26 protein-coding genes are annotated in these 25,012 nt (G+C 46.0%); 2 read left to right on the top strand and 24 right to left on the bottom strand.

Annotation, left to right across the window (positions count from 1 at the left end; translation table 11 throughout):
• Window positions 1-22: 22 nt before the first annotated feature.
• The 24 genes from FTV88_RS04065 to FTV88_RS03950 all read right to left on the bottom strand — a co-directional run bounded on the left by FTV88_RS04065 (window position 23) and on the right by FTV88_RS03950 (window position 22,346).
• Window positions 23-955: a DHH family phosphoesterase gene (locus tag FTV88_RS04065; protein ID WP_153724512.1), complete on the bottom strand. Its 933-nt coding sequence runs from the start codon at window positions 953-955 to the stop codon at window positions 23-25.
• Between the two features lie 26 nt (window positions 956-981).
• Complete coding sequence (locus FTV88_RS04060) at window positions 982-1,995, bottom strand: GGDEF domain-containing protein (protein WP_153724511.1); 1,014 nt, start codon at window positions 1,993-1,995, stop codon at window positions 982-984.
• A gap of 24 nt (window positions 1,996-2,019) precedes the next feature.
• Window positions 2,020-2,997, bottom strand: a complete 978-nt coding sequence (locus FTV88_RS04055; RefSeq protein WP_153724510.1) for a YybS family protein — start codon at window positions 2,995-2,997, stop codon at window positions 2,020-2,022.
• 277 nt (window positions 2,998-3,274) lie between these two features.
• Entirely contained in the window at window positions 3,275-3,907 is a 633-nt protein-coding gene (locus FTV88_RS04050; RefSeq protein ID WP_153724509.1) for a single-stranded DNA-binding protein, read from the bottom strand.
• A gap of 59 nt (window positions 3,908-3,966) precedes the next feature.
• The gene (gene ychF, locus FTV88_RS04045) at window positions 3,967-5,067 is read right to left on the bottom strand and encodes a redox-regulated ATPase YchF (RefSeq protein ID WP_153724508.1); all 1,101 of its coding nucleotides are present in this window, start codon (window positions 5,065-5,067) and stop codon (window positions 3,967-3,969) included.
• A gap of 319 nt (window positions 5,068-5,386) precedes the next feature.
• Entirely contained in the window at window positions 5,387-5,626 is a 240-nt protein-coding gene (locus tag FTV88_RS04040; RefSeq protein ID WP_162007889.1) for a hypothetical protein, read from the bottom strand.
• 108 nt (window positions 5,627-5,734) lie between these two features.
• The gene (locus tag FTV88_RS04035; RefSeq protein ID WP_170285769.1) at window positions 5,735-5,944 is read right to left on the bottom strand and encodes a DUF951 domain-containing protein; all 210 of its coding nucleotides are present in this window, start codon (window positions 5,942-5,944) and stop codon (window positions 5,735-5,737) included.
• 27 nt (window positions 5,945-5,971) lie between these two features.
• Window positions 5,972-6,958 (bottom strand): HEAT repeat domain-containing protein, encoded by a 987-nt coding sequence (locus tag FTV88_RS04030; protein WP_153724506.1) that lies wholly within the window; start codon window positions 6,956-6,958, stop codon window positions 5,972-5,974.
• A 14-nt stretch (window positions 6,959-6,972) separates the two neighbouring features.
• A complete protein-coding gene (yedF, locus tag FTV88_RS04025; protein WP_153724505.1) occupies window positions 6,973-7,401 on the bottom strand; it encodes a sulfurtransferase-like selenium metabolism protein YedF in 429 nt (142 codons plus the stop codon).
• On the bottom strand, window positions 7,398-8,909 hold the full coding sequence (locus FTV88_RS04020) for an aminopeptidase (protein WP_153724504.1): 1,512 nt from the start codon (window positions 8,907-8,909) through the stop codon (window positions 7,398-7,400). The genes yedF and FTV88_RS04020 overlap by 4 nt, the downstream gene beginning before the upstream one ends.
• A 73-nt stretch (window positions 8,910-8,982) precedes the next feature.
• Window positions 8,983-9,726, bottom strand: coding sequence for a CvpA family protein (locus FTV88_RS04015; protein WP_153724503.1), 744 nt, complete (start codon window positions 9,724-9,726; stop codon window positions 8,983-8,985).
• Window positions 9,727-9,871: 145 nt separating this feature from the next.
• Window positions 9,872-11,026 carry a double-cubane-cluster-containing anaerobic reductase gene (locus FTV88_RS04010; RefSeq protein WP_368277487.1) on the bottom strand — a complete coding sequence of 385 codons (1,155 nt, stop codon included), beginning with the start codon at window positions 11,024-11,026 and terminating at the stop codon, window positions 9,872-9,874.
• Window positions 11,023-11,859 carry an acyl-CoA dehydratase activase gene (locus FTV88_RS04005; protein ID WP_153726498.1) on the bottom strand — a complete coding sequence of 279 codons (837 nt, stop codon included), beginning with the start codon at window positions 11,857-11,859 and terminating at the stop codon, window positions 11,023-11,025. The genes FTV88_RS04010 and FTV88_RS04005 overlap by 4 nt, the downstream gene beginning before the upstream one ends.
• Before the next feature lie 23 nt (window positions 11,860-11,882).
• The gene (locus FTV88_RS04000; RefSeq protein WP_153724502.1) at window positions 11,883-12,836 is read right to left on the bottom strand and encodes an ATP-binding protein; all 954 of its coding nucleotides are present in this window, start codon (window positions 12,834-12,836) and stop codon (window positions 11,883-11,885) included.
• 50 nt (window positions 12,837-12,886) lie between these two features.
• Window positions 12,887-14,233: a DnaD domain-containing protein gene (locus tag FTV88_RS03995; protein ID WP_153724501.1), complete on the bottom strand. Its 1,347-nt coding sequence runs from the start codon at window positions 14,231-14,233 to the stop codon at window positions 12,887-12,889.
• Window positions 14,234-14,341: 108 nt separating this feature from the next.
• Entirely contained in the window at window positions 14,342-14,539 is a 198-nt protein-coding gene (locus tag FTV88_RS03990; protein WP_438266907.1) for a DUF1858 domain-containing protein, read from the bottom strand.
• Window positions 14,540-14,628: 89 nt separating this feature from the next.
• Window positions 14,629-15,441 carry a ferredoxin-like domain-containing protein gene (locus FTV88_RS03985; protein WP_153724499.1) on the bottom strand — a complete coding sequence of 271 codons (813 nt, stop codon included), beginning with the start codon at window positions 15,439-15,441 and terminating at the stop codon, window positions 14,629-14,631.
• Between the two features lie 138 nt (window positions 15,442-15,579).
• On the bottom strand, window positions 15,580-16,932 hold the full coding sequence (gene hcp / locus FTV88_RS03980) for a hydroxylamine reductase (protein WP_153724498.1): 1,353 nt from the start codon (window positions 16,930-16,932) through the stop codon (window positions 15,580-15,582).
• Between the two features lie 222 nt (window positions 16,933-17,154).
• Window positions 17,155-17,595, bottom strand: coding sequence for an RrF2 family transcriptional regulator (locus FTV88_RS03975; RefSeq protein ID WP_162007888.1), 441 nt, complete (start codon window positions 17,593-17,595; stop codon window positions 17,155-17,157).
• Window positions 17,596-17,732: 137 nt separating this feature from the next.
• On the bottom strand, window positions 17,733-18,515 hold the full coding sequence (locus tag FTV88_RS03970) for a class I SAM-dependent methyltransferase (RefSeq protein ID WP_153724496.1): 783 nt from the start codon (window positions 18,513-18,515) through the stop codon (window positions 17,733-17,735).
• A gap of 52 nt (window positions 18,516-18,567) precedes the next feature.
• Window positions 18,568-19,695 (bottom strand): hypothetical protein, encoded by a 1,128-nt coding sequence (locus FTV88_RS03965; protein WP_153724495.1) that lies wholly within the window; start codon window positions 19,693-19,695, stop codon window positions 18,568-18,570.
• Window positions 19,689-21,113: a DEAD/DEAH box helicase gene (locus FTV88_RS03960; protein ID WP_153724494.1), complete on the bottom strand. Its 1,425-nt coding sequence runs from the start codon at window positions 21,111-21,113 to the stop codon at window positions 19,689-19,691. Before FTV88_RS03960 ends, FTV88_RS03965 begins: the two co-directional genes overlap by 7 nt.
• A gap of 135 nt (window positions 21,114-21,248) precedes the next feature.
• Window positions 21,249-21,812: a TIGR03943 family putative permease subunit gene (locus tag FTV88_RS03955; RefSeq protein WP_153724493.1), complete on the bottom strand. Its 564-nt coding sequence runs from the start codon at window positions 21,810-21,812 to the stop codon at window positions 21,249-21,251.
• 114 nt (window positions 21,813-21,926) lie between these two features.
• Window positions 21,927-22,346, bottom strand: a complete 420-nt coding sequence (locus FTV88_RS03950; RefSeq protein ID WP_207707911.1) for an ArsR/SmtB family transcription factor — start codon at window positions 22,344-22,346, stop codon at window positions 21,927-21,929.
• Between the two features lie 96 nt (window positions 22,347-22,442).
• Here FTV88_RS03950 and FTV88_RS03945 point away from each other — a divergent pair, with 96 nt between their 5' ends.
• Complete coding sequence (locus FTV88_RS03945; protein ID WP_153724492.1) at window positions 22,443-22,943, top strand: hypothetical protein; 501 nt, start codon at window positions 22,443-22,445, stop codon at window positions 22,941-22,943.
• Window positions 22,944-23,254: 311 nt separating this feature from the next.
• Window positions 23,255-24,976, top strand: coding sequence for an acetate--CoA ligase (gene acsA, locus FTV88_RS03940; RefSeq protein ID WP_153724491.1), 1,722 nt, complete (start codon window positions 23,255-23,257; stop codon window positions 24,974-24,976).
• The last annotated feature ends 36 nt before the right edge of the window (window positions 24,977-25,012 follow it).

The raw sequence follows: 25,012 nt of genomic DNA, 5'->3' as shown, positions 1-25,012 counted from the left end.
TCCTTATGGTGATGCTAATTGTTTATTCTTCTTGTTGAAAATAGTCTTCGATGGCTCTAACTAACTGTTCTTTTGCCTCTTGGGGTGTGCAATCTGGCAGTTGGGCCCCCGCTATGGTGAGGTGACCGCCTCCGCCGAGGCGTTCCATAATGGCATGGACGTTGATTTCATTATGAGAGCGCGCTGAGATGGCTGTTCCTTTGCCTTCTGGGCGCAATACGAAGGATGCTTTGATATCGGCCACTTCTAGGAGTGCATCAGCGGCTTGGGCAGCTATGACGGCTGAGCGTGTTGTTTGTTCTGGTTGTATGGCTATGGCTATGTTGTCGTAGTAGACTTCTGCGTCTTTGATAATGGCAGCTCGGCGTACGACTGTATCGAGGGGATCTCGTAAGATGGCTTGCACAAGTTGTGGTTCTGCACCGCTTCTGCGTAAGTAAGAGGCGGCTTCAAAGGTTCTAGCACCTGTCATAAAGGCAAAATTCTTTGTGTCAACGGTGATACCTGCTAAGAGTGCGGAAGCGACGAGTCTACCGAGTTCTATTTCTTCGTCGAGGTATTGAATCAATTCGGCGACGAGTTCACAGGTGGATGAAGCATAGGCTTCGATGTAGAGCAGGCTGTTTGGTTCAATGGATTCGGTACCTCGACGATGGTGATCGATAATAGCAACTTTGTCGACTTTTTTTAGGATCGATTGTACGGGCAAAAGGGAGGGCTTATGGGTATCAACGACAATCAGCAAGGTACCTTCTCCGGCGGAGGCAAGCGCTTCTTCGCCAGTGACGAGAAGCTTTGCTAAGCTCTCGTTTTTTTGTATTAGCTGAAAAAGGTTTTCTAGGGCACCGCCTCGGTTGTCGAGGTGAATGGTGACGGGCTTGCCCATAGCTTTAATGGCTCGTGCCAAACCGAAAGCGGCCCCGGCGGCATCTAGATCGGCGTTTTCATGGCCCATGACAATGATGTTTTCCGCACTGTAGATTAAGTTTTTAGGGAGCGAGCAACGACTCGCACCCGAACTCGAGTTCTTTTTTCAACGGCTTCCGTATTGCCACCGTAAAAGTATACTTTTTCTACTGTTTTAACAACGACTTGATCGCCGCCACGGCCTAAGGCTAGGTCTACAGCCGTCCGTGCCAGTCTGCCTAGATCGACCATCGATTCTTCAGCGGCACCGATACCAATGCTTAAGGTTACTGGAATCTTATTGGCCCGTTCAATGGTGCGAATTCGATCGAGGATTTCGAAGCTATGGGCCTGGCAATGACGGAGGCTCGATCCTGTCATCAGTAAAACGTAGCGATCTTCGGCAAATTTGCGTAAGAATACGTCCATGCTCAAGGCCCACTCGCCGAGGATTTTGTCGATTTCTGCCAGCACGGCCGATTTGTCTTCTTCTTCTAAAGGCAAGACAGCTTCGGCAAAGTTGTCGATGAGACAGATGCCGATGACAGGTCCTTCTTCTCGGGCTACACGTTGATCGAGTTCTGTTACATCGTCAAAAGTAAGAATGCGTGCTTCTTTGCCTGGACCTGGATAGAGGGATACTTTCATCAGTCTTTCGCCAATTACAAGGCGGGAGGAGAGGAGTTCGCTAAAACGAGAGTTCTTCTTGAAGTGTAGCTCTGGTAAGTAATTGCGTATTTTTCCTTGCAATTTCTGCCCTTCTCGACCTAGGATGCGACCTAGCTCGGGATTGTGCCAGATCAGGTAACCACCTGCATCAATGTAGGCAAGGCCAACAGGCAGATGGGATAGGAGCTCCACGTGAGCGAGTTCGATTTTTTCCTCCATTTTTTCTATGGTCTCTTCCAGATCTCCTTTGACGCGCTGCGTCTGATCTAAGAGAGCCAGTCCGCCTAGTGCTATTACAAGCACAGCAACGCCAGCGGCCCAGTGATGCCAGGATGCGAGCACTGTAATGAGCAGAGCTGCCATGGCGATGGCAAAAAGACCGGCAAGCCATAAGAGCTGACGCTTGTACTTTCGAAACACCAGAGTTTCACCTTCTCTCCAGATCTAATTCTTTGAATCCATGTATTTGTCAAAGGTGGCCCGGTAATCAAAGAGAAGATCAAAGACAGCCAGGGTAGCCAAGAAAATCATCATGCCTTTGAAAAAAACAAGTGTAAAGAAGGTTAAGAAAACCCAGACAACAGGCGCATAGGGCAAACGATCAAGGATGTAAATGATAAGAGCTATACCTAGAACTAAGAGTACAGGGTAAATTACATAAAGGAGATTCAGCCCCACTAGGCTAAGCCCGTTAATATCCCAGTAGTCTCCCGCCAGTAAAGCCGCTAAGGCAGCAATTACAACCCAGACAACAGGCCAGGGTAGGCGCCAGTCTTTAAAAGGCGTGAGGGCAGGGACGGGCAAGGTAAGCTTGCGTACAACCCAGCGAGCCAGTAGCAAATTAATAAGAGCTACAAAAGAGCTATATATAATTAAAATGCTCGGCAACATGTTGGTAAGCAAGGTGAGAAAATCGGTGAAGAGTTCTCGCATAACTTCTTCTGTGATGCCTTGCTCTACATATTGATCAAGCAAGCCCGTCGTACGATAAAACTCAATGACTTCATCGACCGATTGGGTTACCTGTGCTTCTAATTCTGCAAGACTAAATCCAGCTAAAAAGATTCCAGCGAGAACAAATAAAGCGGTAGACAAAATGGATACAAGAAGACCGAGCAAGGCTGCTCGAAAAGTCGTCCATAAGTTCCGAAAAGCATAACCATAGGCAACGGACAGGCCTCCGTATAAAAGTAGCATCATTAAAGCAGTTACGGGGCCCAGTAGCATAGCCACAATAACAGTGGAAAGACTGAGGGCAAACAGTCCCGCTGTCCAGTCATGACGAACGAGAACGACGACAATTGGAATGGTCCAGATCAGACTAATCAGCGGAGAAAGCGGAAGGAAGACGAGGCCTAGTATAGCCAAAAGAGCGGTAAGTATGGCTAAAAAAGTACTTTCTATTACTCCACGTGCTTGCATTTTCTTGTCACCTCTTCATAAAGACCTATTCGGGGAAGATGCACATTTATCCTTCCTTCCGTAGGTTTAGAAAAAAAGGGAGCACTTCTGCTCCCTGACCCAGCTACAGAGTCACTTATCCTTATTTTTCCACAGAGCTTTGAAATTAGTCTTACTACATTTTATACCTTTTTTGCCCTTTTGCACAAGTAGAAAACCCCCTGCAAGATCTATTTGCCTTGCAGGGAGTTCTTGTAACTGCTATGACACCAAAAACGCCTAGTTGTTTTGTAGTGAATTAGAAGGGTAGATCGTCCTCTTTGTCATCTTTTTCTTGGAAATCTCTATCTGGGTAATCATTGTCAGGAAAGGATATTTCGCTGCCAAAATTGTTGGGAAAATCTTGTCCCGAAGGATTGCCCGCTCCCATCGGTGCTGCCGGCTGATAGGGGCTGTTCCCATAAGGCGATGGAGGTGCCGCCTGGAAAGAACTTCCTTGTCCAGCTGCGCCAGGCCCTGGGTACGGAGGATTGGCGGGGTAAGAAGGTTGACCACCAGGGTAGGCTTGTCTGTTATAACCTCCCATAGCCTGATTTTCGCCTCGTTCTAGAAAGCGAACCGATTCAGCAACAACTTCGGCAGCGCTTCTTTTCTGACCACTTTGTTGATCTGTCCAAGTGCGAATCTGCAGTCGTCCGTCAATGGCTACCAGGCGACCTTTATGTAGGTACTGAGAGCAGACGACGGCCTGCTGATTCCAGACGACAATATTAATCCAGTCTGTAACTTTTTCTGCACCGGCTTGTCGCTGCGACTGACCTTGCGGTCGATCTACGGCGATGCTAAAAGAGCAGACGGGCGTTCCGCTGTTGGTGTGCCTTAGCTCAGGGTCCTGGCCAAGTCTTCCAATGAGTATGACTCGGTTCAACATAAAAGATGCCCCTTTCTTGCCTCTTACGGTTCTTGTAAGTTCTTAATACGTTTCAATTCCTACACGTTAAATCGGAAATGAATGACGTCACCGTCTTTTACGACATATTCTTTGCCTTCGAGACGCTGTACGCCTTTTTCTCGTGCTGCCACTTGACTGCCTGCTGCCATTAAGTCGTCATAGCCGATTGTTTCGGCGCGGATAAAGCCCCGTTCAAAGTCTGTATGAATTACACCGGCTGCTTGTGGTGCTTTCATCCCCCGACGAATGGTCCAAGCACGGACTTCTTGTACGCCTGCGGTAAAGTAGGTAATTAAGCCAAGGAGGGCATAGGTTTCACGCACAAGGCGATCAAGACCTGATTCTTCCAATCCTAGTTCCGCTAAGAACATGGCTCTTTCTTCTGGATCCGTCAATTCAGCGATTTCTGCTTCAATCTTGGCGCAAATTACAACGACAGCAGCGCCTTCTCGCTCTGCTTTTGCTTTGACTTCTTGTACCATCGAATTGTCAGGCCCACTGACTTCACTTTCAGATACGTTGGCCACATAGAGAACAGGCTTACTAGTGAGTAAGAAAAGCCCTTTGACAATTTCTCGTTCTTCATCGTCCCACTCTAAGGCGCGAGCTGGTATTTCTTCTTCAAAGGCAGCTTGTAGCTTCTTCAACACATTCATTTCTGCTATCGCTTTTTTGTCTTGCGACTTGAGTAGCTTCTGAACCCTCTCCATTTTCCGCTCTACGGCGTCTAGATCAGCTAGAATCAGTTCTAGCTCGATGGTCTCAATATCTCGAAGGGGTGATACTTTACCGTCTACATGGGTTACGTTGGAATCTTCAAAGCACCGAACAACGTGGACAACAGCATCGACTTCTCGAATGTGCGATAAAAATTTATTACCTAGACCTTCTCCCTTAGAAGCGCCTCGAACCAAACCAGCTATATCAACGAAGCGCACAACAGCCGGCACAACCTTTTGAGGTTGCACCATTTCTGTAAGCTTGTCCAACCTGGGATCGGGTACTTCTACGATGCCAACGTTGGGCTCAATGGTGCAGAAGGGGTAATTGGCTGCTTCAGCGCCTGCTTTGGTGATTGCATTAAATAAGGTTGATTTTCCTACATTGGGTAATCCGACTATGCCTGCTTGAACTGCCACAAGATCATCTCCAACAACTTGTATTTCATTGTAGCCTTAGTGTAGTCCAAGGTGCGTCTGAATGCAAGGAAAAATGTTATGTTTTGTCTAAGATTGCCATGGGTTTTTGTAGTTTCCATAAGTTGGCTCTTTGCATACTTTGTTATATATCGATTCAACAAGGGGGTGCTATCATGAGCCATTGCGGTGGTTTCGGTAAAGGTTTTGACGGAATTATTGCCATCATCATTATTGGCTTAGTTCTGTATTGGATTTTTGGTGGTTTTAGTCGTAAGAGGTATTACTAAGTATAAACAGGAAAATGTAAAATAATGGCGCTTTAAGGCGTTGATTGTTCAAGATGGCTTGGTGGTTCTTCTATTTTCCCTGTAGGAATGGGTGGTCCACTTTCATCAAGCTTTTCTTGCTCAGTTTTATAATGATCAACTTTTGCTTGTTGATGCTTCGCTTGCAAAAGTTGTTCTTTTTTTTCTTTCGCTGCTTTGTCTTCTTTTTCCCAGCGCATTTCTGCAGCTACTTCCATGAGCAACAGCAGGAGGTCCTTTCGTAGTTGGGTCACTTTTCTCACCTCAATCATTGATGGGTCTAGGACTTTATCTATCTGTCTATATAGTATGCCCCAAAAAGAAAAAGGCACATCCTGGCAAGATGCCGGGCTGTGCTTTTTTTATTGGCTTTTTGATGGCTCTTCTCCTGCTCGGGAGAGAACTGTTTTGACGGCTTTTTCAAATTTCTGCCGCGGTAACATAACTTGATGATTGCATCCGAGACAACGAATTCGAAAATCCATGCCTGTCCGAGTAATTTCCCATTCTGCAGAGCCACAGGGGTGATTTTTGCGCATTCGAACTCGATCGCCTACAGCATAGTGTGCCACAAGAATCACCTTCTTCCATTCGTTGTGCTAGAGGGCTCGCATCATCGTTTGTAAAGCTTGGTGCGCGCAACCATTCACTCTGTAATCTTCATCTTCTAAAGCTCGCTGTAAGGCTTGCTGTGCTTTTTCTTGACAAGGCGGGGGCAGCAGTTCCAGCGTTCCTAGGCGGCCTAGAGAGCGGGCTGCCTCAGCGCGAACTCTGCCGTCAACATCTTCGATTCGCTCCACAAGCGCTTCAACTAGACGGGGCCTTGCTAAAACACCTACTGTTTCTGCAACTTGGGCTCGTACTTTTTCACTTTCATCATCGAGACCTCGTCGCAGCGCATGATCGATGCCTTCCCACTCTTCTTGCTCTGTTGGCGGCCCAAAGGACGTAATGACTTCCCAAGCTCGCAAGCGTATTTCTTCTCTTTGATGCTTTGTCAGATGAAATAAACTTTTCCAGATGGCTTGTCCTTTTAGGTTTCTTCGAACCGACAAAGCTCGTGCGGCTCGGTCCATCCAAGGACCTCCCTCTTGATGAAGTATGTCAAGAAAAAAAGTCGTCACTTCTTCCTCCGGTCGCTGTGCTAGTAACATTGCGGCAGTTAAGCCGACAGAAGGTGTGTGATCGAATACAGCTTTCTTGAGCAAGGGTAGCGCTTCTGGTACTGGTAGCCTGCCGATAATATCAAGAAGTTCTTCTTTTTGTTGATGACCTGGTGCTTGTAGGAGCGTAAGCCAGTATGTTTCCAATCCAAGAATACGAGCAAAGCGCCAAGCAGCACTGGCTGCGTCAAAAGCGTCTTGCGAAGGCGCTGATAGTTCATTCATGGCGGAGTGTGAAATTGCTTCTCGCCACCAGCGCGCTCGCTGTTCTAAAGATGCTTTTTTCAGTCTTGATAGTTCTTCTTTCGTTGGTGCAATTCCTTTTTGAAGCTTATGCCATAGATCTTTGACCAGGTCTAGGCCTTCTTTTTTCTTTGGCTTGATAAAAAAAAGTTGTCGCCACCAGGGAATTCTTTCTTCCAAGATCTTTCACCCACTTAGAGAGAGACGACTTTGGTGGCACTGTTTAAGAGTTCAACAAGGGTGTACATATTGCTAACTTTGCCGCTCACTACTTTTTCTTTCATTTTGTAATAATCAAGACAAGTGCCGCAGGAGAGGATCTGTGTTCCTCTTTCTTCAAGAGCTAGTAAGCTTTCTAGTACTGGCGATTCCTCGCAGGCTAGAAGTACGGCTCTGTTCAGAAGGATAATAGTTCCTGGGACTTGATCCGCTTCGGCTAGGGTGTAAAAAAATGATTTGATCAGGACTTTGCCCAATTCCTCACTACCCTGGCCGATGCTGTCGCTTTTTAAGAAATAGATGGTGCTTTTGTGAAGAACCAAATCTGTTTCTACACTGGTTATACTTTCTTCAGATCCTACAGTATAGCTTTCTGGTAATGTCATGGTTTCTGTTTTTTTCATTTATATCCCACTCCTTTCTCTATAGAAAATTCTTCCCACGGAGAAATTCTTTCGCGTCTAGGGTAAAGTGGCCGTAAAAAGGCTTGATAGGCTTTGTAGGTTTCGTAGATATCGGCTTTGTGAGCAATCTCTAATGGTGCATGCATGCTCAACAAGGGGACGCCACAATCGAGAACATCCATGCCGTAGACAGCGAGAAACTGGGCAATGGTGCCACCGCCGCCTTGATCGACTTTCCCCAATTCTCCACTTTGCCATCCAATCCCTGCTTGTTGAAAAATTCTGCGCATTTCACTGACAAATTCAGCATTTGCTTCTGATGTACCGTATTTGCCTCGGCTGCCTGTATATTTTGAGATGGAGACACCATAGCCCATTCTAGCAGCGTTTCGTTTGTCTAGGACGCCTTCATAGTTGGGATCAAGGGCGACTGTTACGTCGGCTGAGAGCGCTCTGGTGGCGAAAAGACAACGCCGACTGATTAGTTCTGGTGGTGTTAGTTCGTCTTGTGGCAAGGTGGCGTAGACCATTTCGGCTACAGCATGTTCAAAGAAGCGAGAACGCATGCCTGTGTTGCTGTCTGATCCTGTCTCTTCTTTGTCGACAAGGAGTACCACAGCTGTTCTTTCTACTTCTTTGAGGGAAAAGAGGGCTTCTGCTGCTGTGAAGCAGCAAACGCGATCGTCTTGCCCGTAGCCGCCAATGTAGGCACGGTCAAAGCCAATGTCACGGGCTTTTCCAGCTGGTACAGCTTGCCATTCAGAACTGAGAAAATCTTCTTCCGTCATGTCGTATTTTTCTTGGAGCAACTCTAGGATGGCTTTTTTGACTCTTTCTTCTTGCCCTTTGTCGCTATCTTTTTTGCCGGGAAGGCCACCGGCTAAAATGTTGAGGCCTTCACCTTCTACGGCTTCCAGCATCTTTTTTTGCATTTGATCTTTGGCGAGATGGGGTAGTAAATCGGTAATGGTGAAGACAGGATCGCTTTCTTCTTCGCCAATTACAATGGCTTTGGCCGTGCCGTCGCTTAGGTAGGTGACGCCATGCAAAGCCAGTGGTGTGGCCAGCCATTGGTACTTTTTGATGCCGCCGTAGTAGTGCGTTTTGAATAGGGCCATCATTTCGTCTTCATAGAGAGGGTTCGGCTTTAAGTCTAAGCGAGGCGCGTCTACATGGGCGCCCACGAGAAAAAGCCCTTCTGAAAGGGGGCGACGTCCGATCTGTACGAGCATGATTGCTTTGTTTCGATTGACAAAGTAGATCCGATCGCCTGGCCGCAATCCTTTGTCACCTAACTCTTCAAAGGAAAGGTAGTTTTCCGCTTTGGCTCGTTGTTTAAAGTAGTCGACGGTCCAGCGCTCTGTTTTGGCTTGGGAGAGAAATTGGCGATATCGTTCTGCAAAGGCCATTATTTTTTTGCGTTCATCTTTGTCTTTTTGATCCCAGAGGGGTTCTTGTTTGCTGAACAGTTGGTTTTTGTTTTGCTTTTTGTTTTCTTTTTCGGGCATGGGTGATTCCGCCTTTCTTTCTTTGTTAACGAAAATGTTTAATTATTACTTGCATCTTTTTAGTATGCGACATTTATTCTTTTTCCTGCCATTGGTTGAATGTAAAGCCGCCGTAAAGGTTGCGTATTTTCTCGCTGCTTTCATAAATGTGGGGCATTAGTTGTGAGCTTGCTCGCAGTGGTTCTGTTTCCAGTCGTAAGGGGGATGCTTTTTCTAATGGGCCTGTGTAGAACCAATTGAGCAAGATAATGAGGACGATTGTTGTGGCGCTTCCGAAGAGCAGGCCTCCTAAGATTTGATCGGTTCGGCCGACGAGGCCTTCTCCGCGCCAGCGTAACCAGCTTCTGCTGATAAGTTTGGCACTGTAGGTAATGGTGATAATAAGTAGGACAAATACGAGGCCGTTCCAAAGTGAGCTGGCGAGGTAGTGATAGACTAGCTCTGATAGTGTCTCTATGTTAACAGGCACGGCGAAGGTAAGTTCCTGAAGTTGTCTTGCCATTTCATCTTTATAAAACTGCGGCAACGATAGGTCTTTGAGGATGAGATCCATGTTCAGGCTGGGTATTACGTCGAGGCGAACTTGGGCTGAGGGTATCGTTAGATTTATGGTTTGGCTTAGGTAGTTCTTGATTCCTTCTACTGATCCTAGCCATTGATCTAGCCAATGGGCTACGAATCGGTAGCTTGTGGTGGCCAATAAAAAAGCGAAAATTAAGGCACCTCCGCCTAGTAAGGTGGCAAGGAAGCCTTTGCGAAAGCCACGATAAAAAGCAAAAGCGACGATGAGCAGTATGACTATATCCAGGGCATTCACCGCTTTTTCCTCCTACAGTAATAATACAATACTTCTAGTTTACCATAATTTGTCTGACTATACCCTCTTTTGTGCTTTTCTGATGAAAAATAAAAGAGGCAATTTAAACAGTATGATTGGGCTGTTTAAATTGCCTCTTTTTTCTTTAGGCTATCATTTCCAAGAAGGCTTGGATGCGCGTTTTCAGTTGCTCGCTGTCTCCTTGTGAGTAATCTGTCTCTATGTGGAGGAAGGGCGTGCCTTTTTTCTCTTGGAGGTACTCTCGTAGAATTCTTGATTCTACGTTGTAGGTGTGACAGCCTTGCCAGGTAATGTCTACGACGCCGTCGGCGTTGTATTCATCGACAAGTTGTGCCAATAGTTCTAGTCTCGTCTTATTGGGGCTCATACAGGAACAGGGGGTTGCTAGGTATTTATCGGCAACGCCTTGCAACGGTTCTTTTGATTCGTCCACTTCGGTCAAGAATTGTTTCATGCCGGCACAGTTTTCTATGTAGACAATGGCAGCGCCTGATTCTTCGAGGAGGCGGAGGACTTTCTCTGCGCCCAATCCGGTTGGTACGCCTGTGACGATGATGCGTTTGGCGCCTTTGGGCAGGGCTCCTTCACCTTTTTGAATTCGTTCTTCTAGCTCGGCAATCAATTCTTCTACTTGAGCGGCAAATTCTGCACGGTCAAAGACGAAGTTGCGAGACCAGAGTACTTTTAATAAGTCAAGGCCGCTTAAGGGCACTGGATCAGCTTGCATTGTTTTCGCTAGACTTTGTACGAGACGGCGCTCGGCATTAAGAACTTTGGTCGCTTCCACAATGGCTTCTTCGGTGATGGTAACGTTAAATTGTTCTTCTAAGACTGCTTTTGTTCGTTCTACTTCTGTTAGCCAGTAGGCTTTGTCAGCTTCTCGCTCATAGCTTGGTGGCAAGTTCATGACGACCATGGGCTTACATTGGCTCATGAGTTCAAACATTTTCTTTTTGCCGTCACAAGTCGTTTCTCCCATGACCAAATCGGAATAGAGGAAAAAGGGGCATTTATCGGTGATGGCAAAGCCGTATGAGGATTTGATTAGAGGACAGAAGTTGCGAGGCAGTGCTTTCTCGCCATCGGCAATCGGTTCTTCTTTGGTAGCGCAAAGGGCCATGGGAACTGCACCTGCTGCAAGAATAAGTTCCTGCGGTGCCATTACACAGTAGTGTCCGACAACTTTGGTGCCTGCTTCTTTCATTTGCTTGATGGATGTGGCAGCGTGAGGTATGGCCATGTCAAAGTGGGCCATGGATAAAGGACGAGATAGGCTCAAGTTCGTGAATCTCCTTTCTGATCTTCCCAAGCATATAAAGCTGCACCAATGGCTCCAGCGTAGGTTGCTTGGGATGGAACGATAACTGGTCGTTGTAATTCTGCTTCTATGGCCTTAGCAATGCTTTGATTACAAGATACACCGCCTGTAAATAGTATAGGGCTTTCCTCTCTCGGTAGCAATCGAGCTACCATGGCGACAACGCGGCGCGCGATGGATTGATGTAAGCCAGCAACGATGGCTTGGCGACTTATTCCTTTATGAAGTAAACCGATGACTTCCGATTCAGCAAAAACGGTACACATGGCGTTAATGGGGTGGGCTCTATCAGTTCCTTCTTCCGCGATCGTGGATAAGTCAGTCACTTCTAAGCCTAAAGCCTGTGCTGTTACTTGCAAGAACCGACCTGTACCGGCGGCGCATTTGTCATTCATGACAAAGTCTAAAACGCGACCTTGGTTGTTGATGACAATGCCTTTGGCATCTTGGCCACCTATATCAATGATCAGGCTTTTTTCTAATGCTAACGCTTCCTTGGCTAGATAGGCAGCGCCTTTGCCGTGACAAGCAATTTCTGTCATCGCTTTGTTGGCAAAGTGCAAACTGACACGACCGTAGCCCGTAGCGTAGATGGCTTTGATCGTTTTTTCTGCTTCTGAAGGTGCTGCAACTTGCTCTTTGACTGCTTTGTCAAGCATTTCTTGGGCTTCTTGACGGGGGCTCCATCCAGAAGGTCTTTGTCCACAAAAGAAATCCTGGCCGTTGTATAAAGCGATTTTGATGGCTGTTGATCCAGCATCAATGCCGATAGTCCAAGATTGTTGCGTAGACAATACACTCACCTACTTTATGGCGTCTACTTTTCTGCCTTCAGTTGTCGTATGCTCATGCCTTCGAATTGAATACAAATTGAACGCGTAATCAGGCGATCGGCCGTTCGCATGCTATAGCGACTGGGTAGATCTCGAAGAGCCATGTTGGTTGAGATTAATAGAGGTTTGCCCATGCGCTGACGATCGTTTATCAACTCAAAAAGCTCCTGTACGACAAATTCCGTTGTTTTTTCAGTTCCTAGGTCGTCAATGATCACCAGATCAGCTTGGCGCAACCCTTTGAGTACTTCTGGTTGACGACCTTGATTCTGAAAGTCGAACTTGGCTTCGTAGATGGTGGTGATAATTTGGCTGATCGTGCGATAGACGACGGATTTGCCTTCTGCTAAGACAGCATTGGCAATGGCGCTGGAAAGGTGGGTCTTGCCCGTTCCTACAGCGCCGTAGAAAAGCAAATCTTTTTGCCTTTTTCCTGCGATTACTTCACGGGCAAAGTTGCGGCAAAGGGCGAGTACCTTGTCCATTTTCTGCGCGAGGGCCAATCCATCTCTTTGTTCTTTATACCAGGTTAGATCAAAAGACTCAAAAGTTTGGTCTTTCATTTCTTCTGTAAGTCCCGATTGCGCAAAGGCTGTGTTGATTTCTTCTTGAATGAGACAGGTGCATTTTACGCCAAAGTCAATCCAGCCTCGATCGTGGCACTGGGGGCAATCCCACTGTACTTCGTAGAGCTTTTGATCGAGTCCTAAGGCTTTAAGCCGCTTTTCTCGTTCCTCGCTTAGTTGAGACCGTTTCTTACTTAGCGCTTCTTGCTCTTGTAGAGATATTTTACCTAAGGCTAATTGAAGGAGTTGTATCCCTGTAAGGCGCAAAGCTTGATCGATTTCATAGAGCTTTTTATCTTTTTGGTAAATTTCTTCGACTCTTCTGTCCCGCTCGGCTTGTTTGCGTAGGCGTTTTGTATCGCGGTCGATCATTGGGTGCTGATCACCTCTTTGGATTTGGCCTGTCTATCTATCAGATTGCTCTACAGATGGCGAAAGCGTTCGTAGGCTTTGGCTTCTTCTTCATTTTTGGGTACGACGTTTTCACCTGATAAGGGGCTGCTGGTGGCGATGGTGGCTTTGTTTCTTTGGTAGTTACGATTGCGTTGTTGTTTGAACTTTTCTATTTCCCGTTCCCCTTCTTGGACTGTACGGACGCCCGCTTGGCGCCAACGCGTCAAGATGGCGTCGACGTAATTGAGGTTGGGATTCTGAGCGCCTTTGTATGTTTCTTGACAGGCTCTTAGGATTACTTCGTGAGAAAAGCCCCAGGTCTGTGACCATTTTTTGTACATGTCTATAAAGATATCGTTGATCCGGATGGAGCTACCTAAGGTGACCCAGACTTCTGATATTTTTTCATCAAAAAATGATTTTTTATTAAAATATTCTTCGAGCTTTTCGATCGTCTCGATACCTCGCTGATAGACCATTTCAGCCTGGCGACGGTACTCTATTACGCTGCGATGACCTTGCTTGAAAGCTAGGTTGAGAAAGCGCAAGGTAAATTCGAGAGACCAGCGGTAGCGCTGTTGAAGCTTTTCAATTTCTCGAATCTCTTCTTTGTTGGCAGCTTGTCCCCGTTGTTGCTGCAAGAATGTAGCGATTTGCAAGAGTTGGCTTTCTTCTTGTTCAAAAAGGGGTATAACGACAGAAGAGCGGTTGCGTGTTGCTGATTGTTGATCTAAGTAGGCTTTTACTTCTTTTAGTTCTTGGCGTAAATTATTTAGATCGTTTCTTTCCTTTTCGAGGAGAAGTTTTTCTTCTCCCAGATGAAGCGCTTTTTCTTGTAATTTTTTTTCTTCTTGAATCAGTTCTTTTTGCTCTTCTTGGATTTCTTTTTCTTTTTTTCGTAGTTCCTTTTCCCAGGTATGGAGGCGTTCTTCTTTTTCTAGCATTGCCTTGCGCTCTTCATGAAGTTGGTTCCGTTCGAAGACTTGTCGGTTTCTTACGTCTTCGAGGCGGCCCATTTCTTCTTGAATTTCTTCGTACATTTGCAGGTACTGTTTGCCTAGTTCGGAATGGCCTCCTTTGCTCTGGAGCAACCTGGCAAAAAGGGGTGTAAAAGAAATGAAAGCGCGACCTTCTTCGCATTCTACTTCAATGATATTGCTTTTTTTGAGGTGTGCGATGGAGTCGGCGATATGTCGTGTGAGGCCGACGACAGGAATGCCTTTGTCACCTGCTGTGGCCATTTTTTCTTCGATCACTAGCAAGGCTTGTAATGTTTCGTTGCTCAGTTGTAATTCTTCTTTGGAGTGATAGAGCAGTTTATGTAGATGCAGCACGCCTTTTTCCCAAAGGCGTTGTAACCAATGTGCTAATGACATGTCCCTCTCCCTTCTGTTGGTTGCAGTGGGACAACAAGAAAAAACTCCGCCAAAAAAAAGTCTGGCGGAGCCTCATTGTATCATATCGGGGGCTGGAAAACTACTTTCTTAATCGCTTTTCAGCGCGTCGTTCAGGGCACCTAGCAGTCTATCGACGTCAAAACCGTGGACTTGTGCTGCTTGGGCTAGCGATTCTCCTGTGGCCGAGGGGCAGCCTAGGCAGTGCATGCCAAAAGAGCGAAATACGGGAATGGTGGCAGGGTAGTTTTGGACAATATGGGCAATGGTCATTTCTTTTTCTATCATTATTTGGTCTCCTTATCATTAGGTAGTGTCGATGCCTTACAGTGAAGGGAGAGCGGCGTTGTCGATTCCTTCTAAAAGGGATACTGGCTTTACATAGGCGGCATGGGGCAGCTTGCTTGGCCGCCGCTTTGTACTGTCATGGGTGGGTTGGGGCCTCGGAGTACTCTATTTTTTTCTTCTTCTTCTGTAGGCCATCTTGGTAAGTCTTTCATAGGTCCTAAAATTTCCTGGCGAACTTGTTTTAGTCCCATGCGAGGGACAAATTCTGAGAGGCGTTCACCGGGTTGGGCTTTTTCTTTGAAGTAGTTCAGTGTTCTTTCGCAGATTTCTAAGACTTGTTGGCGATTGACGCCTTCGATGAGAAGGTCGGCAAGGCGGGGGGCGTGACCGCCGCTACCGCCGATGACGATGCGATAGCTGTCGGCATCTACGCCGATGATGCCTATGTCGCGAATGGCTGGGGCAGTGCAGGAGAGGTAGCAGCCGGCTACGCTCATTTTTACTTTGTTCGGTACGTCCATGCCTCGGAATTTTTTATCGAGTTGTGTACCGATGCCGATGGCATCGGAGGTAGCTCGTTTGCAATAGGCGATGCCTGGACAAAAGCGTACACCACGACAGCGTGGTCCGAGCAATCCTTCTGGTTCTCTACCGAGATCTTGCCAAGCTTTTTCTACGTCATTTCTTTCTAAGCCGATGAGCATGATTTGTTGGCCCGATGTGACGTTGACGACTTTGGCGTACTTTTTGGCTACTTCGGCGACTTTGGCCAGTTGATCCGGTGTCATAAAACCGCCGGGGTGATGGGGCACGATGGCGAAAGTTTTCAGGTCCCGTTGTTTGTTAGCGCCTCTGGGGGCCAGCATATCTTCAAAGCCTGGGGGAGGTTTTTGTTCTGTCATTGGAGTTTAGACCTCCTTTCGTTGTTTTGTTGCTAGGCTCTGGTTTCATGAAGAAAAGCGCAGAAGGGCTTTTGTTGATATGTTTCCATATCTCCAAGATTTAAACCCTTCTGCGCTTCTGCTTTGTTTATGGTTTTTTTAGAAACGGGAAAGGAGGTTCTTGAGCTTGTCGTTCCAAGAAGTAGGACCTACTTTTACGGCAGAACCGTTGCCGAGCATGGCTTTCAGGTCTTCTTGGGCATTGCCTGTTAGTTGCAAGTTAAAGTTGTCTTGTAGAACTTTGAGTACGCCTGGGGTAATGAATTCTGGTGGGTTGGGGCCGACGTAGATATTTTTGACGCCGAGGCTGAAGAGGCCTAGTAAGATGGCGACGGCTTTTTGTTCGAACCAAGATAGGACGATGCTGACAGGTAGGTCGTTGACGGAGCATCCGAAGGCTTCTGCTAGCGCTACGGCGATTTTTACAGCAGAGCCGGAGTTGTTACATTGTCCGAGGTCAATGTAACGAGGAATGCCGTCAATGTCGCCGAAGTCGTGGTCGTTGAAGCGGAATTTACCACAGGAGGTGGTGAGGATGACACAGTCTTTTGGTACGGAAAGAGCGAGTTCACGGTAGTATTCGCCGCCTTTACCAGGCTTGTCACAACCAGCGATGACGAAGAAGCGCTTGATTTTGCCTGCTTTGACAGCAGCAATGACTTTGTCTGCTAAGCCTAAGACTGTTTCATGGTGGAAACCTGTGAGCATTGTTTTGCTGGAATCAACAGAGGCAGCCGGTAAGGAAAGGGCTTTTTCAATTAGTGGTGCAAAGTTGTTGTTTTCGATCTTGGCTGCACCTTCTAAGCCTGTGACGCCGTAGGTGAAGAAACGGTCGGCGTAGCTGCCTTTAATAGGCATTACACAGTTGGTTGTTGCTAAGATAGCACCCGGGAAGTTTTCGAATAGTTGACGCTGGTCATACCAAGCTTTGCCGATGTTTCCTTTTAGGTGGCTGTATTTTTTCAAAGCTGGATAGCCGTGGGCTGGAAGCATTTCCGAGTGGGTGTAAATGTTGATGCCTTTGCCTTCTGTTTGCTTGAGCAGTTCTTCTAAAGCAAAAAGGTTATGGCCCGTAACAACAATACATTTTCCTTCGATTTTGTCAGAGCTGACAACAGCCGGTTGTGGTACGCCCAGTTTTTCTGTGTGGGCTCTATCAAGCAGATCCATGACTTTCACGGTTCCGTGGCCGACGCGAAGGGCCATGGCGATATGCTCTTGCACATTAAAGTTGGAGTTTGTTAAGGTTAGGTAGAGTGCTTCTTGGGTAATAGCATCTACTTCTGAGTCTGTGTAGCCGAGCTCACGAGCATGGGTTGCATAGGCGGCAACGCCTTTGAGGCCAAAAATAATTGTATCTTGTAAGGCTGCTACATCTTCATTTTTTCCACAGACGCCGATTTTGCTGGTGCAACCGCCTTTGGGTGTTTGTGAACATTGATAGCAATGCATTGATGTACCCCTCCATTTTTTAATTCAGGATAAAAAACTTTTTTGCGAAAAATTTTTGGTGCTTTTGTGAAGTCGTTTTTTTAATGTAACTAACTTGGTTATATTAAACCAAATATACCTTACTAGTTCAGTGATATTTATCACGATTCTAGAAAAAAGTTATAAAAAACACAAAAAACCGGAGTGCCTGCGCCTCCGGTCGGATTTTTATTTTCTTCGAAACTACTGTTTTTCTTTTTCTATGATTTCTAACAAGACTTTTTTGGACGTGACGAGATCGGCTACTGTTGTTTCACCTAAGACTTGTAACATGGCTGCTTGGGCTCGAGACCAGACGTTGTGCAGTGGGCAGGCGCTCTGGTTCTGGCATATGCCAGCTCCAACGAGGCACTTGTTAATGGCAATGGGCCCCTCGATGACTTCTATGACAGCTTGCAGTGAAATGGTCGCCGGGTCTACGGAAAGTCGGACACCACCGCCAGCGCCTCTTGTGGCTTCTACCCAGCCTTTGCGACTTAAGGTGGCCATGATCTGGGGAAGAAAGTTGCTGGGAATGCCTTGCCGTCTGGCTATTTCTTTGGAAAGGGTAAATTCTCCTTCCGGTAACAAAGCCAAGTCGAGTAAGGCTGTGATGGCGTATTCTGCTTTACGGGTAATTTCCACGTCTATGGCCTCCATTCTCGACGGCTTTTTATTACTTCATTAGTAATATTACCACTTTCCCTCCCTTTCAGACAAGGCTATAGGCTCTTGTAATTGCTGTCTTTCTTCTTTTTGCAAGCGATGACCTCAAAAATCTTTTATCTTTTGATACGAGCCACAACGACAATGGCTGGGCTTTCTTCTGGATGAAAAGGTTTTCCTGTTACATCGCCGTACCATTGAAGGTCATTATAACCAAGGCGCTGTAAGTGCTCTTGTAAAAATCCTTTTGTCAAAGGTCGTAAGGTTGTTTCATCACGATAGGTCTTTTCCTCTTCTCCCTTTTCTATCTTGAGATGGGTGATAAATGAAATGAGATTTGATTCTTTTTCTTCATAACGTCGTTCAAAGGTGACTTTTACATCATCTTTTTGCCCTGTTAAAAGGGGGAACTCTCCACCTTCGTTGAAGATTTTGGAAAAATTAACAATTTGAATAATCAAGGTCTTATGCTGTGAGGTGAGATTTTCGCGCCAGTTCTGCAGGGTCTTTTCAACTTGTCCTTCTTCGATCAGATGAGGCAGTGAGTTACCGATACAGTAGAGGCCTTGCCAAGGTTCTGTGGGGAAAAGTCTGAGACGAGTCATATCCATCACTTCAAAACGTACAGTACCGCTAGAAAGAACTTCACCTGCCGAAGGGATTTCCATCGCTCTGGCTTTATTGCGACCGGCTTCTACCATTGCTTCGTGCAAGTCAAGGGCTAGAAGATTGTATCCTCTCTCTGCTAAAGCAAGGGCTTGTCCGCCGGTGCCGCAAGCAGCATCTATGATCTGAAGTAGACCATCCTGGGCAAATTGGTGTTCGAGAAAGTCTATTACTTCTTTTCGTGTTGGGAAAACAAGTTCATAGTATGCTCGTAGGTGATCATAAAGCGCCATGAGCAGGGTCTCCTTTCATCGGGCAATGTTCTTTAATAATATTTCTTGAAACTTATAAACCAGCGACAACTTCAGGGCGTGCGACTAGATCTTGGGCTCGCCCTACTTTTTTCCGGAGGCTATCATCATCGGCGACGGCTCGGGTAAGCTGTCGCAGTACATCCATGGTTCTGCGAGCAAAGGCAATGGCATCGCCTTCGGCCATATTGGCCATGGATAAGAAGGTATGCCATTCTGGCGCTTCCACGAGCAACTTCATAAGCCAGCAACCTTCCAGGCGAAAGTGGGGCTGTGGCAATTTGGCTGGCACCATATCTCTGACACGCTTAAAAATATCAGCACCTTCTCGCAACGATTCACTGACGCTTTTGGCACCATGAATAATATGTTGCTCAAAGCGACCATCTTCCATAACGACGCCTCCGATTAAAGCCGCCAGTTCCACTTCATTGACGCGGTGTAAAAGTCCTTCATAGAGCCATTCTGTGACGAGCAGTTCTTCTACGTGGAGTTTGGCCAAGGCGGTGCCTCGTGGCATCATTGTTTTGCCATCTTCACCGAGGTATTGATGCTCTATAAGAAATTGGACCATTTCTTCATAGGACTTGCCAATCTCTTGAATGCGATTCTGGGCTCGGTTAAGCTTTTCTTCAGCTTTGCGAAAAGAAAGATTATGCCCTTTTGTTTCACTGTTTCTTTGCTGACAAATAAGGCGATCCTGGCGGTTGCAACGAAGCTTGGGCAAGACTTGAGTCCGTTGCTGTATTTCTTCTTTCCTTTCTTGGGCTAGTTCAATACGACGCCGTAACCGTTCGCTTTTAAACTCTTGTTGCTCCCATGTCTTTAGCTTGATTAGAATTTTGCGCAATTCTTTTTCTAAGGCCTGTCGATTGGCAGGGCAAGCATCTTCGCCAAAGACACTACAACGCGGTAATACATCCTGGGTCGTTAGGGACTCCATCTGTAACCGGGCTTGCTCTGATTCTCTTTGTTGTTGATAGGCTTTGAAATTGTGAGAGAGAATTTTATCGACTTGCTCATCGGTGTGATGGGCTGCCAAGTTGACGACAGAGTTAAAAGATAGGGTGAAATGAGAGCGAATGGCTTCGGCTGTTTTTTCTGGCCAGTGAGGGAATCGTTCTTCTGAGAAATATTGATAATCTGCTCGTACGATTACCAAGCTCGATCGTCCATGCCTCTTCGGCCGGCTCGACCCGCCATTTGGTGATATTCTGTGCCTGTCATGACGCGGAAGCTTTTACCGTCGAATTTGGTGGTGCTGTCGATACATACTGTTTTCACTGGATAGTTAATGCCAACGGCAAAAGTTTCTGTAGCATAAAGTACACGAACGATGGCACGGCCAAAAGCTTCTTCTACAGCTTGCTTAACAATAGGCGGTAAGCCTGCATGGTGAAAAGCAATGCCTCGTACCAATAGATCGCGCATCGTTGTCCAAGTGGTGCTGTTGATTAAGGCTGAGCCCAACTTTTCTTCGATCTGGGTCAACGTTGTCTCAGCTTTTTCTTGGTCTTGTAGGGAAAGAAAGGTATAACCTCGCCAATCGTTGGCAGCTTGTTCACAGCCCGCTCGACTGAATAAGAAGTAGATAGCCGGAATTAACTCCATGGAGGCAAGGCAGGCAATAAGGTAGCGGTGACTGGTCATGCCAATGAGGCCATGGCGCCCCATTTTTTTCTCCCGAAGCTTCTGTTCCGCTAAATCTTTCGGTGGTTCTTGCATCTCATTCCAAAAGCTGATCATCTGGCTCGATGTGCCTAGGCCAATGTCCTTTTGATAATAGAAATGTTCTAAAGGTACATGGCGATGAAGATATTTAACGACAGGCACGGGTCGGTTATGAACATGGCTGAGCCACTGGGCGATTTCATCGATGTTGGGAACAGTCGCAGAAAGGCCAAGTAGGCGTACTTGCGGTGGTAAAAGAATCAGACACTCTTCCCAGACGGCACCACGTTCCGGGTCATTGAGATAGTGTATTTCATCAAAGACAACGTGCGAAAGGGCTGGTGGCACATCTTTTTCGATGAGCATGTTGCGAAATATTTCTGTTGTCATGACGATAATCGAAGCTAGGCGATTGATCTGGTGGTCGCCTGTGAGCAGTCCTACACTTTCTTCTCCGTAGGCACTGCAGTAATCACGATATTTTTGATTCGATAAGGCTTTGATGGGCGCTGTATAAAAAACTTGTCGGCCTTCTTGCATGGCCTTGTCAACAAGGTAGTCGGCGATTAACGTTTTTCCATTGCCTGTGTGCGCCGCTACCAGACAATCCTGTCCCTGGTCTAAGTATTGAACGGCTTGAACTTGAAAATCATCGAGTTGTAGTCCTTTAAAAAGGGGATTTTGCGGGTTAGAATGAGGTGGCTTCTGCACTTTTTTTAGCCGGTAGGTGCGGCGAAAGAGATTGAGATCTCGCGCAATGGCTTTGACATATCGATGCCCTTCTTCTGACGTAGGCCATTCCTGGGGGGAGTTTTTTGCTTTTTGTCCTTTCGTGGTGATTACGTCTAGGGGCGTACTGCGCTGCTTGCGTTTTTTAGGACCGAATCGGTTGCTTTTATTTTTCTTCAAAAGGTGTGGCCCCCTTTTTCTTTCCTTGATTACTTTCCATCTTAAGGAAGGCTTTACGTTGTTTTCGCTTTTGAGGCGGGGAGTTCCTCTTTTTCACTCTTTCTTCACTCTTAAATTTTACGTCTTTTCACTTTTTTAAACTGCCCCTTCCGGCATAACCGCCTCTACATAGATGTTAGGGTTCGTAGGTTCATCTTCTACGGTAGCCTTTTTTACGATGATAATAAGTTCACCGGACTGTTGAGGTGCTTTGGCGCGAGCAAAGGTGCCTTCTATGTGTACCCAGACACCGGCTCCGATTCTTCCTTCTTCTGTTTCTTTTTCTATAATATTTTCTAGTCCTAGACCCATGAGAACTGTATCAGCAAGGCAAGCATTGATGACGTAACGAGCTACGTAAAACTTGTTTTCTCCTTGTACCTTTTCTTTAATTAAGTAGCCACTGATCTCAACAGGCCTGCCCAGATATTTTTCTGGTTCTTTGTTGACTTCTAAGATTAGATCAAGAAAATTTTTTTCATCAAATCGAATTGGTTCGTTTTCTTCCTTTTTATTGCTTAGAAGAGTTAATTCTTCTTGCTCTGTCTTTGCATCTATTATGAAAAGAGAAAAGGGGGTAAAGTAAAGTAGTGTCAAGCTTCCCAGAAGACCGATGGTTACAATGGCCAAGATCACTTTTTTTCGTAATAAAAAAACCATGATGGGGCGCTCCTTTACTGCTTTTTTCCCCTTTTACATGGATACACAAAAGGCTCCACACCTAGACCTTGCTGTCTTGTACGGAGCCTTTCGATCTTTTCTTTTTTTTCTACTTTAACCTTCTCTTATATGTTCCAGCCCTTCTTCGAATATCTTAACCATATGTTGATCATCGAGTTGATAGTAAACCATTTTGCCTTCTTTACGATACCGAAGTAGCCCTAAGTGCCGCAACTGACGAAGTTGGTGAGATATGGCTGATTGGCTCATTTCTAAAAGGCTGGCAAGGTCACATACACAGAGTTCTCCACGAGAAAGAACGTGCAAGATACGCACACGTGTTGGATCTCCAAGGGCTTTGAACAGTTGTGCCAATTCTTGATAGCTTTTTGCATCAAGCATATCGCTCACTCGTTCTGTTACAACTTCAGGATGAACTCGGTATTCTTCACAGCAATGATCTTCGGTAGTTTCTTTCTTGGTTTTGCTTTTTTTTATTCTACTGCGGACTGCTTTCAGCTTTTTATGTTCCATCTATTTTCCACCTTTTTCTAATCCTTCGGCAGGTTTTTTGGGGGAGAATCAAGAATTAAACAGAGAGTTATCACAGAGATAAAAGGAGGGTTTGCTATGTCTGAAAATCTTAAGAATTTCTTGGAAAAGACAGAGACTCAGTTAATAGACGAAATTGGCCGGTTAAGCAAAAAGCTAGCGGTCATTGAAAAAGAAAAAGTCCATCTTGAAACGCAAGAAACGTCTATGCTCCAACGTCTGATTGAAAATATTCTCCCAGTGCTCGGTATGGTATATCAAGGCGGCATTAAGTTCCCCATTGCCAACACAGGCCATTTCTATCCAGAAATTGTCCTCTATTACGATGATCGCCGCAAGGTCTTTTACACATTAACAAAAAATGGGGAGATTATGGAACGTGACTTTATTACGCCTTCTGATGTGAACTTGATGCCTACGTGGGTTTTTGTCTCTCATTGTCCCTTAGAGTTGGCCATTCACAACATTGTCAGCGCCATGGAGCAGTATAAATCTTTTGTAACTGAAGCAGAGCAACGCCATGAGCGGCGTAAATCTTTCTTGCAGCAGCTTCCACAACTTAAGATCCCTCAGACGTAAGTAATTCTAGAAAAATTATTCTACCGTCATCCACACCTTAACCGCCATTTATCCACAATTATACCGCTCTTTTCGGGGGTTATCCACAGTTTTATCCACACACTAACCCCTTTGTCTTTTTTCTATTTTTTGGTTTTCTCTGTTCCTTATTACCATTCAGAGTGCTATATAGACATTTCAAGGTTGAAAATTAACAGTTTATCGAAAAACCATATACTTATGCTATTCTTTTTGCTAATCTGAAATGGCCTCAATTTTGATTTCTCTGAATATTTCTAAAAAAGCTTAGAGTTGAATGAGGAGGGCGCTGAATGCAAGGAGAACTGATCCCTGTTTTTCCGGGTGATAACAACCTGAAAAACTACGAAGAAGCCCGGGCGAATTTTAATTGGGAAGACGTAGAGAAAGAGTTTTCCTGGTACAGGACGGGTAAAGTCAATATCGCTTATGAGGCCGTTGATCGCAACGTGCTGGAAAAAGGTTTAGGCGATAAGGTGGCACTGTACTACTCAGACCCTGCTCGCAACGAAGCAGTTACGTATCGCCAGATGATGGAAAGGTCCAACCAATTTGCCAATGTACTCAAGAAGTATGGCATTAATAAAGGCGAACGCGTCTTTATCTTCATGCCTCGTAGTCCTGAGTTGTACGCTTCTTTCTTGGGTATTATTAAGACAGGCTGTATTGCTGGACCACTTTTTGAGGCATTTATGGAAGTGGCCGTTCGGGACCGTCTTGGTGATGCAGAAGCAGTCGCTATTATTACAACACCAGCACTGCGCAACCGTATCCCCAAAGATCAATTGCCTCACTTAAAGCACATCTTCATGGTTGGCGTACCTGAAGAAGGTCTCGGTGAAGGCGAAATCGATTGGCACGCTGAAATGGAACAAGCTTCAACTGAATTTGACATCGAGTGGGTCGATCGTGAAGATCCCATGTTGCTGCTCTATACTTCTGGATCAACAGGTAAACCAAAAGGCGTGCTTCACGTACATAACGGCATGATTCAGCATTATCAGACAGGCAAATGGATTCTGGATCTGAAAGAAGACGATATTTACTGGTGTACTGCCGATCCTGGCTGGGTTACCGGTATTTCCTACGGTGTATGGGCCCCTTACCTCAATGGCGTTTCTTCCGTTGTTCGCGGTGGACGTTTTAAGCCTGCTGATTGGTACAAGACCCTTGAAGAGAACAAAGTCACTGTTTGGTACAGTGCACCCACAGCATTTCGTATGTTAATGGCTGCTGGTGACGATCTGGTAAAAGAGCATGATATTTCCAGTGTTCGTCACGTTCTGTCCGTCGGTGAGCCTTTGAACCCTGAAGTGGTACGTTGGGGTATGAAAGTATTTGATCGCCGCATTCACGATAACTGGTGGATGACTGAGACAGGTGGTCAAATTATTTCTAACTACCCTTGTATGCCTGTCAAGCCTGGCTCCATGGGTAAGCCTTTCCCTGGCATCGAAGCTGCTATCATTGATGATAAAGGCAATGTATTGCCTCCATTACAGATGGGTAACTTGGCCGTTCGCAAAGGCTGGCCTTCCATGATGCGTAAAATCTGGAAGAACGAAGCTAAGTACAACGAGTACTTCAAAATTGAAGGCTGGTATGTATCTGGTGACTCTGCTTACATGGATGAGGAAGGTTACTTCTGGTTCCAAGGTCGTATCGATGACGTTATTAACACTTCTGGTGAGCGCGTCGGTCCCTTTGAAGTAGAGTCTAAGCTGGTAGAGCATCCTGCCGTCGGTGAAGCCGGCGTTATTGGTAAGCCTGATCCTGTTCGCGGTGAAATCATTAAAGCTTTCATCTCTCTTCGCGAAGGTTATACTTGGTCTGAAGAGTTACAAGCTGAAATTGTTGACTTCGTGAAAAAAGGTCTGGCAGCTCACGCAGCACCTAGAGAAATTGAAGTTCGTGATAAGCTTCCTAAGACTCGCTCTGGTAAGATTATGCGCCGCGTTCTCAAAGCTTGGGAACTGGGCCTACCTACAGGCGATCTTTCCACAATGGAAGACTAATAATTTAATTAAGATATGCAAGCTCCTGTAGAGGCA

Source organism: Heliorestis convoluta (assembly GCF_009649955.1).
Classification (GTDB): domain Bacteria; phylum Bacillota; class Desulfitobacteriia; order Heliobacteriales; family Heliobacteriaceae; genus Heliorestis; species Heliorestis convoluta.
This window is presented reverse-complemented; position numbering and strand designations above follow the sequence as displayed.

What these genes read in the sequence shown, in the direction of transcription:
- FTV88_RS04065 (WP_153724512.1), bottom strand. Translation starts at nt 955, where the DNA reads ATGGGCCATGAAAACGCCGATCTAGATGCCGCCGGGGCCGCTTTCGGT.
- FTV88_RS04055 (WP_153724510.1), bottom strand. Translation starts at nt 2,997, where the DNA reads ATGCAAGCACGTGGAGTAATAGAAAGTACTTTTTTAGCCATACTTACC.
- FTV88_RS04050 (WP_153724509.1), bottom strand. Translation starts at nt 3,907, where the DNA reads ATGTTGAACCGAGTCATACTCATTGGAAGACTTGGCCAGGACCCTGAG.
- yedF (WP_153724505.1), bottom strand. Translation starts at nt 7,401, where the DNA reads ATGAAAAAAACAGAAACCATGACATTACCAGAAAGCTATACTGTAGGA.
- FTV88_RS04020 (WP_153724504.1), bottom strand. Translation starts at nt 8,909, where the DNA reads ATGCCCGAAAAAGAAAACAAAAAGCAAAACAAAAACCAACTGTTCAGC.
- FTV88_RS04000 (WP_153724502.1), bottom strand. Translation starts at nt 12,836, where the DNA reads ATGATCGACCGCGATACAAAACGCCTACGCAAACAAGCCGAGCGGGAC.
- FTV88_RS03995 (WP_153724501.1), bottom strand. Translation starts at nt 14,233, where the DNA reads ATGTCATTAGCACATTGGTTACAACGCCTTTGGGAAAAAGGCGTGCTG.
- FTV88_RS03990 (WP_438266907.1), bottom strand. Translation starts at nt 14,539, where the DNA reads ATGATAGAAAAAGAAATGACCATTGCCCATATTGTCCAAAACTACCCT.
- FTV88_RS03985 (WP_153724499.1), bottom strand. Translation starts at nt 15,441, where the DNA reads ATGACAGAACAAAAACCTCCCCCAGGCTTTGAAGATATGCTGGCCCCC.
- hcp (WP_153724498.1), bottom strand. Translation starts at nt 16,932, where the DNA reads ATGCATTGCTATCAATGTTCACAAACACCCAAAGGCGGTTGCACCAGC.
- FTV88_RS03970 (WP_153724496.1), bottom strand. Translation starts at nt 18,515, where the DNA reads ATGGCGCTTTATGATCACCTACGAGCATACTATGAACTTGTTTTCCCA.
- FTV88_RS03955 (WP_153724493.1), bottom strand. Translation starts at nt 21,812, where the DNA reads ATGGTTTTTTTATTACGAAAAAAAGTGATCTTGGCCATTGTAACCATC.
- FTV88_RS03950 (WP_207707911.1), bottom strand. Translation starts at nt 22,346, where the DNA reads ATGGAACATAAAAAGCTGAAAGCAGTCCGCAGTAGAATAAAAAAAAGC.
- FTV88_RS03945 (WP_153724492.1), top strand. Translation starts at nt 22,443, where the DNA reads ATGTCTGAAAATCTTAAGAATTTCTTGGAAAAGACAGAGACTCAGTTA.
- acsA (WP_153724491.1), top strand. Translation starts at nt 23,255, where the DNA reads ATGCAAGGAGAACTGATCCCTGTTTTTCCGGGTGATAACAACCTGAAA.